General features: G+C 74.0%; 14 protein-coding genes. 11 read left to right on the top strand and 3 right to left on the bottom strand.

Features of this window, described 5'->3' with window-relative positions; all coding sequences use genetic code 11:
- The first annotated feature begins 144 nt into the window (after positions 1 to 144).
- The 4 genes from DK419_RS07510 (at position 145) to DK419_RS29020 (ending at position 6,068) form a co-directional block, all read left to right on the top strand.
- The gene (locus DK419_RS07510; protein WP_245442863.1) at positions 145 to 798 is read left to right on the top strand and encodes a TetR/AcrR family transcriptional regulator; all 654 of its coding nucleotides are present in this window, start codon (positions 145 to 147) and stop codon (positions 796 to 798) included.
- Positions 795 to 2,063 (top strand): efflux RND transporter periplasmic adaptor subunit, encoded by a 1,269-nt coding sequence (locus DK419_RS07505; RefSeq protein ID WP_109958531.1) that lies wholly within the window; start codon positions 795 to 797, stop codon positions 2,061 to 2,063. The genes DK419_RS07510 and DK419_RS07505 overlap by 4 nt, the downstream gene beginning before the upstream one ends.
- Positions 2,064 to 2,073: 10 nt before the next feature.
- Positions 2,074 to 5,214: an efflux RND transporter permease subunit gene (locus DK419_RS07500; protein ID WP_109958530.1), complete on the top strand. Its 3,141-nt coding sequence runs from the start codon at positions 2,074 to 2,076 to the stop codon at positions 5,212 to 5,214.
- A gap of 683 nt (positions 5,215 to 5,897) precedes the next feature.
- Positions 5,898 to 6,068: a hypothetical protein gene (locus DK419_RS29020; protein ID WP_167450831.1), complete on the top strand. Its 171-nt coding sequence runs from the start codon at positions 5,898 to 5,900 to the stop codon at positions 6,066 to 6,068.
- Between the two features lie 24 nt (positions 6,069 to 6,092).
- On the opposite strand, the gene DK419_RS07495 is transcribed toward DK419_RS29020, so the two are convergent.
- Positions 6,093 to 6,773: a helix-turn-helix transcriptional regulator gene (locus tag DK419_RS07495; protein ID WP_109958529.1), complete on the bottom strand. Its 681-nt coding sequence runs from the start codon at positions 6,771 to 6,773 to the stop codon at positions 6,093 to 6,095.
- Between the two features lie 84 nt (positions 6,774 to 6,857).
- Between DK419_RS07495 and DK419_RS07490 the strand changes: the two genes are divergently transcribed.
- Complete coding sequence (locus DK419_RS07490) at positions 6,858 to 7,283, top strand: VOC family protein (protein ID WP_109958528.1); 426 nt, start codon at positions 6,858 to 6,860, stop codon at positions 7,281 to 7,283.
- Positions 7,284 to 7,305: 22 nt separating this feature from the next.
- On the opposite strand, the gene DK419_RS07485 is transcribed toward DK419_RS07490, so the two are convergent.
- Positions 7,306 to 9,135: an aminopeptidase P family protein gene (locus DK419_RS07485; protein ID WP_109958527.1), complete on the bottom strand. Its 1,830-nt coding sequence runs from the start codon at positions 9,133 to 9,135 to the stop codon at positions 7,306 to 7,308.
- A 62-nt stretch (positions 9,136 to 9,197) separates the two neighbouring features.
- The gene (locus tag DK419_RS07480; protein WP_425352640.1) at positions 9,198 to 10,352 is read right to left on the bottom strand and encodes a DUF2125 domain-containing protein; all 1,155 of its coding nucleotides are present in this window, start codon (positions 10,350 to 10,352) and stop codon (positions 9,198 to 9,200) included.
- A gap of 159 nt (positions 10,353 to 10,511) precedes the next feature.
- Here DK419_RS07480 and DK419_RS07475 point away from each other — a divergent pair, with 159 nt between their 5' ends.
- From DK419_RS07475 to tilS, 6 genes are all read left to right on the top strand, one after another.
- Positions 10,512 to 11,054, top strand: coding sequence for a gamma-glutamylcyclotransferase (locus DK419_RS07475; protein ID WP_109958525.1), 543 nt, complete (start codon positions 10,512 to 10,514; stop codon positions 11,052 to 11,054).
- Positions 11,055 to 11,252: 198 nt separating this feature from the next.
- Positions 11,253 to 12,608, top strand: coding sequence for an MFS transporter (locus tag DK419_RS07470; RefSeq protein WP_109958524.1), 1,356 nt, complete (start codon positions 11,253 to 11,255; stop codon positions 12,606 to 12,608).
- A 118-nt stretch (positions 12,609 to 12,726) separates the two neighbouring features.
- The gene (locus DK419_RS07465) at positions 12,727 to 13,569 is read left to right on the top strand and encodes a universal stress protein (RefSeq protein ID WP_109958523.1); all 843 of its coding nucleotides are present in this window, start codon (positions 12,727 to 12,729) and stop codon (positions 13,567 to 13,569) included.
- Positions 13,570 to 13,595: 26 nt separating this feature from the next.
- Complete coding sequence (locus DK419_RS07460; protein WP_109958522.1) at positions 13,596 to 14,009, top strand: HIT domain-containing protein; 414 nt, start codon at positions 13,596 to 13,598, stop codon at positions 14,007 to 14,009.
- A gap of 159 nt (positions 14,010 to 14,168) precedes the next feature.
- Positions 14,169 to 15,116 (top strand): tol-pal system protein YbgF, encoded by a 948-nt coding sequence (gene ybgF, locus DK419_RS07455; protein ID WP_109962177.1) that lies wholly within the window; start codon positions 14,169 to 14,171, stop codon positions 15,114 to 15,116.
- A 10-nt stretch (positions 15,117 to 15,126) separates the two neighbouring features.
- Positions 15,127 to 16,221 carry a tRNA lysidine(34) synthetase TilS gene (gene tilS, locus DK419_RS07450; protein WP_109958521.1) on the top strand — a complete coding sequence of 365 codons (1,095 nt, stop codon included), beginning with the start codon at positions 15,127 to 15,129 and terminating at the stop codon, positions 16,219 to 16,221.
- Positions 16,222 to 16,357: the final 136 nt, after the last annotated feature.

Genomic DNA, 16,357 nt, shown 5'->3' with positions numbered 1-16,357 from the left:
TGTACGCGTGCGGACCCGGAGCGCTCCGCCTTCGAGGGCCGGCCGCATGTCGCAAAGATTGCGGTTATTTGTCGCGATGTTTCAGCCTTGCCAATCCGGCGCGGTGCCCATCACAACTGAACCCACCAGTTCAGTCAGGCCTTCATGAGCGACGCCGCACGCCACGCCGATCGTCCCAAGGTCGATCGCCCCCCGGTCGTGCGGCCGCAGCCCGAGCGTCCGCTCGACCCGAAGCGCCGCCGCCGCATCCTCGAGGCCGGGATGGGGCTGTTCGCCGCCATGCCCTACGCCGCCGTCCACATGGACGCGGTCGCGGCCGCGGCCGGGGTCGCGAAGCCGACGCTCTACCGCTACTTCCCCACCAAGGAAGCGCTGTTCATCGCCGGCCTCGCCTGGACGCTGGCCGAGCTGCGCGACGCGATCGGGCGGATCCCGGAGCGCGAGGCGTCCGCGCGCCTGCGCCGGGCGGTCGGGCTGGTGCTCGAGCGCATCGGCGCCCTGTCGCCGGCGCTCACCGCGATCGAGGGGCGCGGCGCCGAGTTCGGCGAGCGCAGCCGGCGGGTCCTGCGCGAGGGGTTCGACGGCCTGCGCGACGCGCTCGCCGGCCTCCTGCGCGACGGCGTCGCCGCGGGCGAGCTCGCCGTGCCCGACATCGACCTCGCGGTGCTGATGATCCTCGGCGGCATCCGCATGGCGGTGCACGGCACCGGCCGGCGCGCGCCCGCATCCGCCGCCGTCGCCGATTTCTTCCTCCACGGCCTCAGCGCCGCCGCACAGCCTGACGGAGCCCCACGATGATCCGCCTCGTCCTCGTTCTCCTGGTCGCGCTCGCGGCCGGGGCGGGATGGCTCGTGCAACGCCACGGCGGCGACACCCGCGCGGCCTGGAGCGCGGCCCGGGGGGCGCTGCCGGGCGCCATCGCGCAAGCCCTGCCCGAGCACCTGCCGGTCGCCTACGCGCCGCCGGCTCCCCCGGCCCCGGCGAATCCCGCCGCCGCCCGCCCCGTCGTCACCACGGTGGCGGCGGGCGTCACCGACCTCGCGCTCACCCGCTCGGCGGTGGGCTGGGTCGAGCCGATGGCGAGCGTCGTGGTGCGCCCGCGCATCGACGGGGTCATCACCGAGCAGCTCGCCCGCGACGGCCAGGTGGTGAAGGCGGGCGACGTGCTCTACCGCCTCGACGACCGCGAGATCCGCGCCCAGATCGCCCGCGACGAGGCGGCGCTCGCCCGCGACCAGGCGACCCAGGTCCGGACCCAGAACGACGTCCGCCGCGTCGGCGAGTTGCTGTCCCGCTCCTCCGCCTCGCAGGCGCAGTTCGACGTCGCCACCGCCGAGGCCAAGGTCGCGGCGGCCAACGTCGCGGCGTCGCAAGCGGCGATCGAGGCCGACAAGGTCCGGCTCGACTACACCATCGTGCGGGCGCCGATCGCGGGCCGCCTCGGCCGGGTGCTCGTCACCACCGGCAACCTCGTGAAGGGCAACGAATCGGCCGGTACCGGCCTCGTCACCATCACCCAGATGCGGCCCCTGCGCGCCACCTTCTCGCTGCCAGAGCGCGACCTCGACGGCTTGCGCGCCGCGCTCGCGCGGCCCGGCACCGCGCCGGTCAGGGTCTATCCGAGCGGCGGCGAGGCGGTGCTGGCGACCGGCCGGCTCTCCTTCGTCGACTCGGCCGTCGACCAGGCGTCCGGCACCGTCACCGCCTGGGCGCTGTTCCCGAACGAGGACGACCGGCTCTGGCCCGGCCAGTACGTCCGGATCGAGGTCGATCTCGGCTCCCGGCCCGGCACCGTCACGGTGCCGCAGGCGGCGGTGCAGCCGGGGCAGGAGGGCAGCTTCGTCTGGGTGGTGCGGCCCGACCGCACGACGGAGCGCCGCACCGTCGAGGTGCTGGCCTCCCGCGACGGCCGCGCCGCCCTGGCGCAGGGCTTGAAGGCCGGCGAGCGCGTGGTGGTCGAGGGCCAGTTCCGGGTCCGCCCCGGCCTTCCCGTCACCGAGCGCCCGCAGGACGCGACCGAGGCGCAGGCCGCGGCCCCCGGCGCATCCACCCGCATCGAGTGAGAGCCCGCGCATGAACCTCTCGGCCCCGTTCATCCGCCGGCCCGTCGCCACGATCCTGCTCTCGATCGCCCTGACGCTGTCGGGGCTGTTCGCCTACCGCTTCCTGCCGGTGGCGGCCCTGCCGACCGTGGACTTCCCGACCATCTCGGTCACCGCGCAGCTGCCTGGCGCCTCGCCGGAATCGATGGCGGCGTCCGTGGCGACGCCGCTGATCAAGGAATTCTCGACGATCCCGTCGATCGCCACGATCTCGGCGACGAACTACCAGGGCTTCACCTCGATCACCGTCGAGTTCGAGCTCTCGCGCAACATCGACCAGGCCGCCGCCGACGTGCAGGCGGCGATCACCCGCACCCTGCGCCGCCTGCCGATCGAGCTGACGATCCCGCCGAGCTTCCGCAAGCTCAACCCCGCCGACGCGCCGGTGATCCTGCTCGCCCTGTCGAGCGAGACGACGCCGCTGCCGACGCTCGACGCCTTCGCCCAGACGGTGATCTCGCCCTCGCTCTCGACCATCACCGGCGTCGGCCAGGTGCTGGTCTTCGGCAGCCAGAAATTCGCCGTCCGGGTCCAGCTCGACCCCAACGTGCTCGCCGCCCGCGGCATCGGCGTCGACGAGGTCCAGGCGGCGATCCAGAACGCCAACACCTCGACCCCGGTCGGCGTGGTCGAGGGGAGGGGGCAGAACCTCACCATCCAGACCAACACGCAGTTGATGAATGCCGACGGGTTCCGCGACGTGATCGTGGCGGTCCGCAACGGAAGGCCGGTGCGCCTCGGCGAGGTCGCCCGGGTCATCGATTCGGTCGAGAACAACCGCATCGCCTCGTGGAAGGACGGCACCCGCGGGCTGGTGCTCGCCGTCCAGCGCCAGCCCGACGCCAACACGGTCGACGTGGTCGATCGCGTCCGCGCCATGCTGCCGAAGTTCCAGGAGCAGCTGGGGGGGAGCGGCACCATCGACGTCGTCAACGACCGCTCGCTCTCGATCCGCGAGGCGGTGCACGACGTGCAGTTCACGCTGGTGCTCACCATCGTGCTCGTCGTCGCGGTGATCTACCTCTTCCTCGGGCGGCTCGCCGCGACGCTGATCCCGTCGGTGGCGGTGCCGATCTCGATCATCGCCACCTTCGGGGCGATGTACCTGCTCGGCTACTCGATCGACAACATCTCGCTCCTCGGCCTCACCCTCGCGGTCGGCCTCGTCGTCGACGACGCGATCGTGATGCTGGAGAACATCGTCCGGCACGTCGAGGAGGGGATGAAGCCGTTCGAGGCGGCGCTGAAGGGCGCGGGCGAGATCGGCTTCACCATCCTGTCGATCACCATCTCGCTCGTCGCGGTGTTCATCCCGGTGCTGCTGATGGGGGGCGTCGTCGGGCGCATCTTCAACGAGTTCGCCATCGTGGTGACGATCGCCATCGTCGCCTCGGCGGTGATCTCGCTGACGCTCACCCCGATGCTCGCCGCCCGCCTGCCGGCCGACGCGGCCGGCCACGGCGTCAAGAAGAACCTGTTCGAGCGCGGCTTCGCCCGGATGCAAGGGTGGTACGAGCGTGGCGTCGACCTCTGCCTGCGCTGGCCCTTCGCGGTGCTGATGGTGTTCTTCGCGAGCGTCGCGCTCACCGCCTGGATGTTCGTCGTCATCCCGAAGGGGTTCTTCCCCTCGGAGGATATCGGCCAGCTCCAGATCGCCACGGAAGCCGGCCAGGACGTCTCCTTCGACGCGATGACCGCGCTCCAGCACGAGGCCGAGGTGATCCTCGCCCGCCACCCGGCGGTGGCCCACGTGGTCAGCCGGGCAGGCTCGAACGGCTTCTCCGGCACCCTCAACCAGGGCTCGTTCTTCGTCGAACTGAAGGACAGGGACCTGCGCCCGCCGCTGGGCAGAACCATCGCGGAGCTGCGCCGCGACCTCGCGGCGGTGCCGGGCCTGACCTCGTTCATCACGCCGGTGCAGAACCTGCGCCTCGGCGGGCGCCAGTCGAAGAGCCAGTACCAGTACGTCGTGCAGGGCCTCGACCGGCCCGGGCTCGAGCGCTGGTCGGAGCGGCTGACCGAGGCCCTGGCCCGTGACCGCGCCACCTTCGCGGGCGTCACCAGCGACCTGCAGAACGCCGCGCTCCAGGCCAAGGTCACGGTCGATACCGACAAGGCGCAGGCGCTCGGCATCACCTCCGACCAGATCCGCCAGACCCTCTATACCGGCTTCGGCACCCGCCAGATCTCGACGATCTACGGCACCGCCGACAGCTACCAGGTCATCACCGAGTTCGACCCGCGCCTGAACTGGACCGCCGACCGCCTCGACGACATCCGGCTGCGGGCGGCGGGCGGCAAGCTGGTCCCGCTCTCGGCGGTGGCGAGCATCACCCGGGTGCCGGGCCCGCTCTCGATCAACCAGCTCGGCCTCCTGCCGGCGGTGACGATCTCGTTCGATCTCGCCCCCGGCGTCGCGCTCGGCCAGGCGGTCAACCGCATCGCCGAGATCAAGGACTCGCTCGGGGTGCCGGGTACCATCACGACGACCTTCGCCGGCACCGCCCAGGTGTTCCAGGACGCGCTGGCGAACCAGGGCCTGCTCTTGGCCGCGGCCGTCATCACCATCTACCTCGTGCTCGGCATCCTCTACGAGAGCTTCATCCACCCGCTGACCATCCTCACCGGCCTGCCGGCGGCGGCGATCGGGGCGCTCGGCGCGCTCCAGCTCTACGGGATGGACCTCTCGGTCATCGCGATCATCGGCGTCCTGATGCTGATCGGCATCGTGAAGAAGAACGCCATCATGATGATCGACGTCGCCCTGGTGCTGCAGCGCGAGCAGAACTGGACGCCGGCGGCCGCGATCCGCGAGGCCTGTGCGCTCCGCTTCCGCCCGATCATGATGACGACGGCGGCGGCCGTGATGGGGACGCTCCCGATCGCCATCGGCCATGGGGCGAGCGCCGAACTGCGCCAGCCCCTCGGCGTCGCGGTGGTGGGCGGGCTCCTGGTGTCGCAGCTCCTCACCCTGTTCATCACGCCCGTGCTCTACCTCTACATGGACCGCCTCGGCACGGGGGCGACGCGGCTCGTCCTGTCGCTGCGGCGCGGACGCCTGCCGGCGGCACGGGGCGAGGGGGAGGCGGGCCGGCACCAGCCGGCGGAGTGAGGGAGCATCGGTGTCCTGGCCGCAAGCTCCGGGCCTATTCGAGACAGCCGATTGCGTTCTCATCCTCCACGTCATTCCGGGGCCGCGCAGCGGAACCCGGGATGACGGGGAGAGGTGCCGGCGGGTGTGGAAGATCGATACGTCTGCCTCACGGTCTCATTTCGTCATATCTGATGTCCTCGATACTTGTTTCATCCGGTATTTTATCGGCCCGCCCGCAACCTCATCCCGAGGTGCGGTCGCAGGGAGCCTCGACGGAGGGATCCAGAAGGCCCGGTGATCCCTGGAGCCCTCCTTCGAGGCGGCTGCGCAGCACCTCGGGATGAGGTCGCGCGTGGGACGGGGCTGACGCTCGCCCTCGTCGTGCAACGACATCTCGGCGCGAACGCCCCCTCATCCGAATGAGGGATGACGCAGTTCCCGGGTGTCCCTACGCCTGTCGGGAATAAAGAAGCAGATCGAACGTAAGCCGCCGGATCGTTGCTGTGGCGGACGGATGATCGCGGGTCTCCGGCACGCCGGACCCTGCGTGCGACCGCGCGCGACTGGATCGAACCTTGGAGAAGCGCGGCCCGCGAGACCGTGATCGGGCGAACCGGCGCGACCGGCGACGCGTGCCCGATCGAGAACGAGCCCCGATAAGACCCGTCCGGCCCGCCGATGCGGGCCGCCAGGAGGCCGCCATGCGTGTTCTGACCGCCCTCTGCGCCCTCGCCGTCGCCACCGGCCTGTTCTGGGGCACGATGCTGACGCATCCGCCGACCGGTGAGGCGCGGCCCGGGCTCCACATCGACACCCGGGCCCTGACGCTCGGAGCCCACCTCGCGGACACGGATCCCTGCGACGCCAACTGAGGCATCCGACCGCCGGCCGGGATCTCAGGCACCCAGCTGCGCGAGATAGGTCCGCAGCAGCGCGACCCGGCGCGGGCGGAAGCTCGCCCCGTCCGGGGACACCTCCCGGATGCGGTCGATCCGGAACATGCGGAACGCCTCGCGCAGGCGGCACCACGCCAGCACGATCAGGCGGCGCTCCGAGTACACGATCGCGAGCGGCAGGATCGTCCGCGCCGTGAGCGCCCCGTGCTCGTCCTCGTAGCGGATGGCGAGGGCGTCCTCGCGCCAGCAGGCCCGCCGGATCACGTCGAGGGCCTCGGAGGGCGGGTACCGCGCATCCGGGCGGTAGACCTTCGAGATGACGTGCAGCAGATGCTGCTCGCGCTCGCCGGACAGCGTCGCGGCGACCTTGGCCAGGATTGCGGCCGCCGCCTCCGCCAGGGCCGGATCGCCCATGCTGCGCACCTCGGCCATGCCGATCGCCAGCGCTTCGACCTCGAGACGGGTCAGGGTCTGGGGCGGCAGCGCGTCGTCCTCGAGCAGCCGGTAGCCGTAACCCCGCTCGCCCTCGATGCGCGCGCCGGCCGCCCGCAGGCTGTCGATGTCGCGGTAGAGCGAGCGCAGCGAGACCCCGGTCTCCTCCGCCAGCCGGGCGGCGGTCACCGGCGCGGCCAGGACCCGCATCGCCTGGAGGAGCCGGAGCAGCCGGTCGGTTCGGGCCATCGTCCAACTGCCGGATTCTGTCAGTTGGGGGACGCTATAGCGGCTCCACGGGGACAGGCAACGCGCCCCGCAGCGGAGACCGCCATGAGCGTCCAGACCACGACCCACCTCAATTTCCGCGGCCGGGCCCGCGAGGCCCTCGGCTTCTACCGCTCGGTCTTCGGGGGCGAGCAGACGGTCGTCACCTACGGCGAGCTCGCCGGCGAGACCGACGCGGCGCGCCGGGACGCGGTGATCTGGGGCCAGGTCGTCTCTCCGGACGGCTTCCGCGTCATGGCCTACGACGTCCAGCCGGAGACGGCGTGGCATCCGGGCGAGAACGCGTTCTACGTCTCGCTGCGCGGGACCGCGCCAGGCGAAATCGAGGCGTACTGGGCGCGGCTGAGCGAGGGCGCGGCGGTGGTGGTGCCGCTCGGCCCGGCGGTGTGGTCGCCGCTCTACGGCATGCTGACGGACCGGTTCGGCATCACCTGGGTGCTCGACGTGGCGGCCGACCATCCGGGGGCGTGACCTCCGCGGCCGGTCCGGTGCGTCAGGCCCAGACCGGCCGCGTCGCCGCCTCGAGCCAGGCCCGGGTCTCCGGATCGACGAGGGCCGACAGCGCCTCCCGCACCCGGGCATGATACGCGTCGAGCCAGGCGGTCTCCTGCGGCGTCAGCAGCTCCGGCACCACGAGCGCCCGGTCGAACGGCGCGAGGGTCAGGGTCTCGAAGCCGAGCATCGGGCGCTCGCCGCCGGGAACCGCCCGCTCCTCGACCAGGACGAGGTTCTCGAGCCGGATGCCGAAGGCGCCGGTCTTGTAGTAGCCGGGCTCGTTCGAGACGATCATCCCGGGCTGGAGCGCCACCGTGCCGGTCTTGGCGATGCGCTGCGGCCCCTCGTGCACCGACAGGAAGGCGCCGACGCCGTGGCCGGTGCCGTGGTCGAAGTCGAGGCCGGCCTCCCAGAGCGGGCGGCGGGCGAAGGCGTCGATCTGCGCTCCCGTGGTGCCGCGGGGAAAGACCGCGGTCGCGATGGCGATGTGGCCCTTGAGCACGCGGGTGAAGCGGTCGCGCATCTCCGGGCTCGGGCTGCCGACCGCGACCGTGCGGGTGATGTCGGTGGTGCCGTCGCCGTACTGCGCGCCGGAATCGATCAGGAACAGCTCGCCCGGCTGAACCCGACGGTCGGTGCCGCGGGTCACGCGGTAATGCACGATGGCGCCGTTCGGCCCGGATCCGGAGATGGTCGGGAAGGCGATCTCGCGCAGGTTGTTCGCTTCGGCGCGAAACCCTTCGAGCCGCACCACCGCGTCGATCTCGGAGACCGCGCCGCCGGGCGCCTCGCGGGCGAGCCAGGCGAGGAAGCGGGTCACGGCGGCGCCGTCGCGCCGGTGCGCGGCGCGGGAGCCGGCGATCTCGGCCGCGTTCTTCGCCGCCTTCATGGCGGTGATCGGGTCGGGCCCGACATCGAGCGACCCGCCCGCCGCCTCGATCCGCCGGCCGAGCGCCACGGCGCCGGTGGCGGCGTCGACCCGCACCCGGGCCCCGGCGGCGCCCAAGCCGTCGAGGGCGGCCGGCAGGGCCGCCGGCTCGGACCGTTCGGCGAGGCCGTCGAGGGCGTGCGCCGCCTCGGCCGTGACCTTCTCGGGATCGAGGAACAGGCGCGGGCGGCCGTCGCGCGGGATCACCGCGTAGCCGAGCGGCAGCGGCGTGTGCGGGACGTCGCCGCCGCGGATGTTGAACAACCAGGCGAGGTTGTGCGGATCGGAGACGACCAGCGCGTCGAGGCGCGCCTTGGCGAGCGCCGCGCGCACCCGGTCGAGCTTCCCCGCCGCCGCCTCGCCCGCGAGGTGCTCGGGATGGGGCACCACCGACGCCCGCGGCGCGGCCGGGCGGTCGATCCAGACGAGGTCGACGAGGTTGAGGGAGGTCGGCTCGACGCGCCCGCCCGCGGCCGCGGCGGCGCGCTCGAGGCGCGCGAGCCCGTCCGGCGTGTGCAGCCAGGGATCGTAGGCCAGCACCCCGCCCGCCGGCAGGTTGGCCTCGATCCAGGCCTCGACGCCGGTCTCGGCGAGCGGCACCGGGGTGACCACGCCGGTATCGACCTGCTCGGCGGCCTGCAGGGTGTAGCGCCCGTCGACCACCAGGGCGGCCCTGTCGGCGAGAACGACGGCCGTGCCGGCCGAGCCGGTGAACCCGGTGAGCCAGGCCAGCCGCTCGGCGTTCGCCGGCACGTACTCGGATTGGTGCTCGTCGGCGCGCGGCACCACGAAGCCGGCATAGCCCCGTTGCGCCATCGCGGCCCGCAGCGCGGCGATCCGCGCCGCGCCCTCCCGGTGGCTGGGATCCTCGAAGCTCTGGAAACGGGCGGTCTGGCTCATGCCCCCTGGGGTACGACGCCGCGGGCGGGGCGGCAACCGCCGGCCCCGTCAATCCTGCATCCTCAGTACAGCGGCTGCAGCCGCACGTTCGGCACCGCGAACGGCCCGACCACCACCCGGCCGCCGGTCAGGCGCAAGGTCGGCAGCACCTTCAGGGGCGGCTCGCCGGGGCGGTCCGGTGCGCCCGGCGCGGGCTGGCCCGGGGCCGGCTCCCGGCGGCGCCCGCCGAGGAACTGGCCGACGATGTTGCCGACCAGCGCCGCGCCGTCGCCGCCGAGCCGCGCGCCGAGCTGCTCGCTGATCAGCGGGGCGATCACCTGCTCGAGTCCGGCGGTGCGCACGTCGAGCTGGCCGCTCGGCCGGTGCTGGTCGTCGAGGCCGAGCACGCCCTGTGCGCGCAGGCGACGGCTGCCCTTCTCGGCGGCGAGGCTCGTGATCTCCACGGTGCCGCCGGCCTCGCGCCAGCGCTCGAGCTCCTGCGCCAGGGTGCGGGTCCGGAAGCCCGCCGCCCGGGTCGCGGTGGCGTCGAGCGCGATGTCGGCGGGCTCGGATCCGCCGAGCAGCGGGTCGAGCAGCGGCAGGCCGGCCCGCATCACCCGCAGGCTGAGATCGACGGCGCCGTCGGTGGAGAAGCGTCCCGGCGTCGGCCGGGCATGCATCTCGAGATGGCCGGCCGAGAAGTCGATCGGGGAGGGGTCGGCGCCGGTGACGCTGCCCTTCAGCCCGTCGACCACCACGGAGGCGCGCTGGAAGCCGTCGCCGGTGAGGTGCAGGCTCGCCTCGAGGTCGCTCCAGGTCACGTCGGCGTCGAGCCCGCCCTGCTGCACCCGGAACGGCCCGGTCGCCTCCAGGATCACGTGGCGCGGCTGATAGACCTGGGCCACCGCCACCACCGGGCCGACGGTGAAGCGCACGTCGGAGCGGGAGAAGCCCAGCGAGGCGCAGCGCAGCTCGAAGCGGAACGGGAATCCGGTGAGCGAGCGGTCGGCGCAGGTCCATTGCCGCCCGGCCTGCGCCTCGCGGGCGAACCACCCCTGGATCTCCGAGTCGGCCCTGCCCCGCAGCCAGAACCAGCCGGCCGTCCAGGCGAGCGCCAGCAGGACGAGCAGCGCGAACGGCGCGAACAGGCCGAGGCGCAGGCCGGGCCCGCGGCGGGTTCCCCCGCCGCGCGTCGTCCCGTTCGTCGGCCCAACGGTGGTCGGCCTGTCCATCGGCATGATCCCGGCGCTGCGGCGGTCCGACCTCGAACCGCGCGGATTGAACCGCGTCCCCGTAGCTGCTACCGGCCGCGCCCGGCAAGGGAGACCGGTCCGGAGGCGCGCTCACGAGGTCGTGGCGAAGACTTCCGGCCGGGAGGAAATGGGGGGCGTGGCGCGATGGAGGCGGGGGAACCGTCGGATCTCTGGGTGTTCGGCTACGGCTCGCTGATGTGGCGGCCGGGCTTTCCCTTCGTCGAGAGCCTTGCGGGCCGCCTGCGCGGCTATCACCGCTCGCTCTGCGTGCTCTCGCACGTCCATCGCGGCACGCCGGAGCGGCCGGGCCTGGTGCTCGGGCTCGACCGCGGCGGCTCCTGCCGCGGCATGGCCTTCCGGGTCGCGGGGCCGCAGGCCGCCGCCACGCTCGGCTACCTGCGCGAGCGCGAGCAGGTCACGGCGGTCTACGTCGAGCGGGTGCTCGGCGTCACCCTCGACGACGGGCGGAGCATCCAGGCGGTGACCTACCTCGTCGACCGCCGTCACCCGCAATATGCCGGCCGCCTGCCGGAGGCCGAGCTGGTGCGGCTGGTGCGCCAGGGCCTCGGCCGCTCGGGCGCCAACCCGGACTACGTCCGCCACACCCACGACCAGCTCGTCGCCATGGGCATCCCCGACCCGATGCTCGCCCGCCTCGCCGCGGCCTGCGCGGTGCCGAGCCCGTGACCTGCGCCGCCCCGTCGCGACGGGGCCCCGCGGGGCGAGACGTGCTCGGCGAAACACGCTCGGCGAAACATGCTCGGGGAGAGCATAACCGTCAGGACACGATCATTCCCCGTTCAGGCGCGTTGGTCCGTCTGGGTCCCTCGAGAGACCCGAACGGGCGAAAGACCCGGACGGACTAGCCGGAGCGCCTCCGCGTTGATGAATCCCACGACCCACCTCGCCCTGATCAACGTCTTCGTCGGCGACATCCAGGGCGGGCTCGGCCCCTTCCTCGGCACCTGGCTGGCGCAGGCCGCGCATTGGGGTCCGAGCCAGGTCGGCCTCGTCACCACCATCGTGGGCTTCGCGACCCTCGCCCTGAGCGGGCCCCTCGGGGCGCTCGTCGACCGGCTCGGCCGGCCCCGGATGCTGATCGCGGCGGCCTGCGCGGCGATCCTCGTCGGGACACTCCTGCTGCTGCCGGCCCGCGCCTTCATGACGGTGCTCGTCGCCCAGTTCATCGCCGCGGCCGGCGGCACCCTGGTGGTGCCGGCCGTGACGGCGCTGACCCTCGGCATGGTCGGCAAGCAGGCCTTCCCGAAGCAGCAGGGCCGCAACCAGGCCTGGAACCACGTCGGCATCCTGGGCGCCGCCCTCGCGATCAGCTTCGGCACACCGTACATGGGCCCGAGCATCGCCTTCTGGGTGCTGGGCGGCCTCTCCGCCTGCGCCATCGTGGCGGCGCTGACGACGCCCGGGAAATCCTACAACGGCCGCCGCGCCGTCGGCTGGAAGGAGGACGACCCGGACGACAAGCCGGAGCGCTCCGCCGTCCTGAAGGTCCTGTCCGACCGGCGCCTGCTGATCCTCTCGGGCGCGCTCGCCTTGTTCAACCTCGCCAACGGCTCGATGCTGAGCCTGCTCGGCCAGAAGCTCGTCGCGTCCGGACAGGACGGCACCGGCTGGACCGCGCGCTACGTCATCGTCGCCCAGGCGGTGATGATCCCGGTCGCGCTCTTCGCCGGCTCGCTCGCCGACCGGCGCGGCCGGCGCCAGCTCCTCCTCGTCGCCTGTGCGGTGCTGCCGGCGCGCGCGCTGCTCTCCGCCTTCCTGTCCGATCCATACTGGCTGGTGCTCGCCGAGGTGCTGGACGGCGTCGCCTCCGGCGTGATCGGCGTCGCGGTGCCGGTGGTGGTGGCCGACCTCACCTGGGGCTCGGGCCGCACCCAGACCGCGCTCGGCACCGTCGCGGCGGTGCAGGGCGTCGGCGGCGCGCTCTCCGGCTGGGTCGGGGGCCTGCTCGCGCTGCATCTCGGCTGGACCTGGGCCTTCCTGGCGCTCGCCGTGCCGGCCGGCCTCGCCCTGATGATGGCGCTGTGGCTCGAGGAGACCTGCGCCCCGGGCGGCCAGGACGGCGCCGGGGGCGCCTGCAGCCAGGCCAAGCCTCCCGAAGGCGAGTCGCCCGAGGGCGAGTCTCCCGACGGGGAATCCCCGGAAGCCGGATCTCCCGAGGGCGAGCCCTCCGGGGACGCGGAGCCGCGCCGCGGCGAGGTCGGGGCGCCGGCGGGGCCCTAGGGGCCCGCGGGGACGATCCTTGCCGGGGATTGACCCCGGGGCCCCCCTGGACAGGGCGGAGGCCGGCGTGATGCTATCGCGTCGTTCGTCCCGAGGCTCCTGAGGTGAGTGCGCCGCCATGAAGACGCTCCTCGTTCCGGTCGCCCGCCACACCCTGCTCGACTCGGTGCTCGACACCGCCGTGCTCATGGCGCGACGCTTCGGCGCCAGCATCGAGGGGTTCGGCCTGCGCCCGGCGCTCGCCGAATACGTGCCCGTCGACATGGTCGGGGGCATGACCTGGGTGCGCGACGAGGAGACCGACCTCGTCGAGGCGCGCGATTGCGGCGGCCTGTTCACCGCCGCGATGGAGCGCCACGCCATCGCCCGCGACAGCGCCGACGCGGCCAGGACCGGCCCGCGCTGGCGCTGGCTGCCCGACGCGCCCCCCGGCGACGGCTACCTCGCCCAGCACGCCCGCCTGTTCGGCGCCACCATCGTCGGCCGGCCCGGCGGCGGCGAGGGCGCGCCGCGCATGACGACCCTCGAGGCGGTGCTGTTCGAGAGCGGGCGCCCCCTGGTGATCGCCCCGCCGACCCCGCCCGGGAGCATCGGCGAGACCGTGGTGATCGCCTGGAACGGCTCGACCGAGACCGCCCGCGCGGTCGCCTTCGCGGCGCCGTTCCTGCGCCAGGCGACGCGGATCGAGGTGCTGGGCGTCGATGCCGGCATGGTGCCGGGCCCGAGCGCCGAGGAGCTGGCCGCCGCCCTCAACCGCGAGGGCCTGTCGGCGCAGGGGCGCACGCTGGCCGCCGGCCGCCGCACCCCCGGCGAGATCTTCCTCACCGAGGCCCAGGAGATCGGCTGCGACCTCCTCGTCAAGGGCGCCTACACCCAGAGCCGCCTGCGCCAGATGATCTTCGGCGGCGCCACCAGCCACATCCTCGCGCACGCCACCATGCCGGTGCTGATGGCGCATTGACGGATTCGCATGACCGACCTCCCCGCATGACCGACTTCGCCCTCGACCCGCGGCTCTCCGCCGATACCATCGCGCTCGGCGACCTCGCCCTCTCGAGCGTGCTGCTCCTCGACGACAAGCGCTTCCCCTGGCTCGTCCTGGTGCCGCGCCGCGCGGGCGTCTCCGAGATCACCGACCTGTCGCCCGGGGACGCCGCCCGGCTGATGGAGGAGACGCGCCTCGCCGTCGGGGTGATGCAGGCGCTCGCCAAGCCCGACAAGGTGAATGTCGGCGCGCTCGGCAACGTGGTGGCGCAACTCCACGTCCACGTGGTCGGCCGGTTCCTGTCAGATCCCGCCTGGCCCGGGCCGGTCTGGGGGCACGGCACCCGCGAGCCCTATCCGGCGCACGCGGCGGCGCAACTGGTGGAGCGGGCGCGGGCGCTGTTCGCGGCGGCGTGACGGCCGGGGAGGGGCGGCGCCCGCGTTCCCGGCGCGCCGATTTCCGCGAGGTCGGGGGCGCAACGCTCGCCGTTCCTTTTGCCGGGAGCCGCGGCATCTGCTAACCCGCGCTCCCGAGTGCGGACCTGCCGCCCGACCCGAGCCGTGATGCGCCCCGCCATGCTTCGCCGCCTGCTCCTCGCCCCCGCCCTCGCCGTGTCCGGGCTGGCCCTCGTCGCCGCGTGCCCGGCCGCGGCCCAGGATGCCGCCGAGTTCGTGGTGCGCCTCAACCGGCTGGAGAACCAGTCGCGCCAGATGGCGGGCCAGATCGAGTCGCTCCAGTACGAGAACCGCCAGCTCAAGGAGCAGCTGCGCAAGTTCCAAGAGGACGTCGAGTTCCGCTTCCAGGAGTCGAAGGGCGGGCAGCGCCCGGCGGCCGCGACCCCGCAGCCGAAGCCCCAGAAGCGCAGCGACGCCTTCGATCCCTCGCAGAACCCGGGCGCCCCGGGCGCTCCCCAGGCGCTCGGTGCCACCACGCCGTCCCAGGCGCCCCGGGCGGCGGCGGCCGCCCCCGCGACGCCGGGCGCCACCGCGGCCCTCGCCCCGCCCCGCGCGGCGATCGAAGACGAGACCCCCGATTACGGCGAGCCGGTCGACCTGCGCCCGCCGTCCCGGCCGGCCGCCGCCGCTCCGGCCCCGGCGCCGCGGCCCTCCGCCAGCGTCGCCGCCACCGGCACCGGCGACGCCAAGGCCGATTACGAGGCCGCCTACGCCTACGTGCTGCAGCGCCAGTACGAGCAGGCCGAGATGAGCCTGCGCCAGTTCATCCAGTCGCATCCCCGCGACGGGCTGGTGCCGGACGCGACCTACTGGCTCGGCGAGAGCTACCTCCAGCGCAACCGCACCCGCGAGGCGGCCGAGCAGTTCCTGAAGGTCTCGACCGACTACGCCCGCTCGCGCAAGGCGCCCGACGCGATGCTGAAGCTCGGCGCCTCGCTCAACGCGCTCGGCGCCCGCGAGCAGGCCTGCGCCACCCTGGCCGAGCTGGAGCGCAAGTTCCCGCAGGCCTCCTCGACCGTGAAGCAGGGCGTCGACCGGGAGCAGCGGCGCGCGCGCTGCGCCGCGTGAGCGGCGCGGGGTGAGCCGCCCCGACGGGCCGTCCGCGGACGAACCTCTCGCGGACGGACCGCTCGACCCGGAGGAGGGAAGGCGCCTCCTCGCGCCCTGGATCGGGCCGGGCGCGCCGTTCCGCGGCGCCGTGCTGGCGGTCTCCGGCGGCCCCGACTCGACGGCCCTGATGGGCTGCGCCGCCCTCGGTCCGGCGGGGGTTCCGCTCGTCGTCGCCACCGTCGACCATGGCCTGCGGCCGGGATCCGAGGCCGAGGCGCAGGGCGTGGCCGCTCTCGCCGCCCGCCTCGGCCTGGCCCATCGCCGCCTCGCCTGGACCGGCGCGAAGCCGGCGGCGCGGATCCAGGAGGCGGCCCGGGCGGCGCGCTACGGCCTGCTCGCCGGCCTCGCCCGCGAGGTCGGAGCCGACCTCGTCCTCACCGCCCACACCCTCGACGACCAGGCCGAGACCGTGCTGATGCGCCTGTGCGCCGGCTCGGGGCCGGCCGGCCTCGCCGGCATGGCGCCCTCCCGCGCCCTCGGCGGGCTCACCCTCGCCCGGCCGTTCCTCGGCGTGCCCAAGGCGCGCCTCGTCGCGACCTGCGAGGCGCGGGAGTGGCCGTTCGTGCGCGATCCCTCGAACGTCGATCCGCGCTTCGGCCGCGCCCGGCTGCGCGGGCTGCTGCCGCTGCTCGCCGCGGAGGGGCTCACCGCTTCCCGCCTCGCCCGCCTCTCCGCGCGCCTGCGCCGCGACGAGGCCGCCTTGAGCGGTGCTGCCGCCGCGGCCCTGCGCGACCTCCGGCGCGACGCGCCCGGCGGGGAGGGGCGCCTCGTCCTCGACGGCCCCGGCCTCGCGGCGCTGCCGGAGGCGGTCGCCCTGCGGGTCGCCGGCCTCGCGGTCGCGGCCCTGCACGCCGAGGCGGCGCAGGGGGCGGCGGACGCGCCCTCGCCCTACCCGCCGCGGCTGGAGCGCCTGGAGCGGGTGGTCCTCGAGGCCGTCCTGCCGGCCCTGCGGGAGGGCCGCCCCTGCCGGCGCACCGTCGCGGGCCTCCTGTTCTCGACCGGGGGCGGCCGCCTGACCCTGGCGCCCGAGCCGCCGCGCCGCGTCCGGTCCCGGATGGAATGACGGTGCGGCGGGGCGCGCGGCGCCGCAGGCGCGGGCGATTACTTGGCAAGCCTCCGGCGGGTGCCTACATTGCGGTCCGAGTGCCGGTGCCCACCCCAGCACGCCCGCGCGGCGCCGCGCTCCTCAGGGATTGACC

Origin of the sequence: Methylobacterium terrae, assembly GCF_003173755.1 — a bacterium.
GTDB classification, from domain to species: Bacteria; Pseudomonadota; Alphaproteobacteria; order Rhizobiales; family Beijerinckiaceae; genus Methylobacterium; species Methylobacterium terrae.
Note: the sequence above shows the minus strand (reverse complement) of the source record. Positions and strands in the feature narration are given on the sequence as shown.

Excerpts from the sequence above, each read along its gene's own strand:
- DK419_RS07505 (WP_109958531.1), top strand. The coding sequence starts at position 795 with ATGATCCGCCTCGTCCTCGTTCTCCTGGTCGCGCTCGCGGCCGGGGCG.
- DK419_RS29020 (WP_167450831.1), top strand. The coding sequence starts at position 5,898 with ATGCGTGTTCTGACCGCCCTCTGCGCCCTCGCCGTCGCCACCGGCCTG.
- DK419_RS07475 (WP_109958525.1), top strand. The coding sequence starts at position 10,512 with ATGGAGGCGGGGGAACCGTCGGATCTCTGGGTGTTCGGCTACGGCTCG.
- DK419_RS07490 (WP_109958528.1), top strand. The coding sequence starts at position 6,858 with ATGAGCGTCCAGACCACGACCCACCTCAATTTCCGCGGCCGGGCCCGC.
- DK419_RS07470 (WP_109958524.1), top strand. The coding sequence starts at position 11,253 with ATGAATCCCACGACCCACCTCGCCCTGATCAACGTCTTCGTCGGCGAC.
- DK419_RS07510 (WP_245442863.1), top strand. The coding sequence starts at position 145 with ATGAGCGACGCCGCACGCCACGCCGATCGTCCCAAGGTCGATCGCCCC.
- DK419_RS07460 (WP_109958522.1), top strand. The coding sequence starts at position 13,596 with ATGACCGACTTCGCCCTCGACCCGCGGCTCTCCGCCGATACCATCGCG.
- DK419_RS07495 (WP_109958529.1), bottom strand. The coding sequence starts at position 6,773 with ATGGCCCGAACCGACCGGCTGCTCCGGCTCCTCCAGGCGATGCGGGTC.
- DK419_RS07500 (WP_109958530.1), top strand. The coding sequence starts at position 2,074 with ATGAACCTCTCGGCCCCGTTCATCCGCCGGCCCGTCGCCACGATCCTG.
- ybgF (WP_109962177.1), top strand. The coding sequence starts at position 14,169 with ATGCTTCGCCGCCTGCTCCTCGCCCCCGCCCTCGCCGTGTCCGGGCTG.
- DK419_RS07465 (WP_109958523.1), top strand. The coding sequence starts at position 12,727 with ATGAAGACGCTCCTCGTTCCGGTCGCCCGCCACACCCTGCTCGACTCG.
- DK419_RS07485 (WP_109958527.1), bottom strand. The coding sequence starts at position 9,135 with ATGAGCCAGACCGCCCGTTTCCAGAGCTTCGAGGATCCCAGCCACCGG.
- DK419_RS07480 (WP_425352640.1), bottom strand. The coding sequence starts at position 10,352 with ATGCCGATGGACAGGCCGACCACCGTTGGGCCGACGAACGGGACGACG.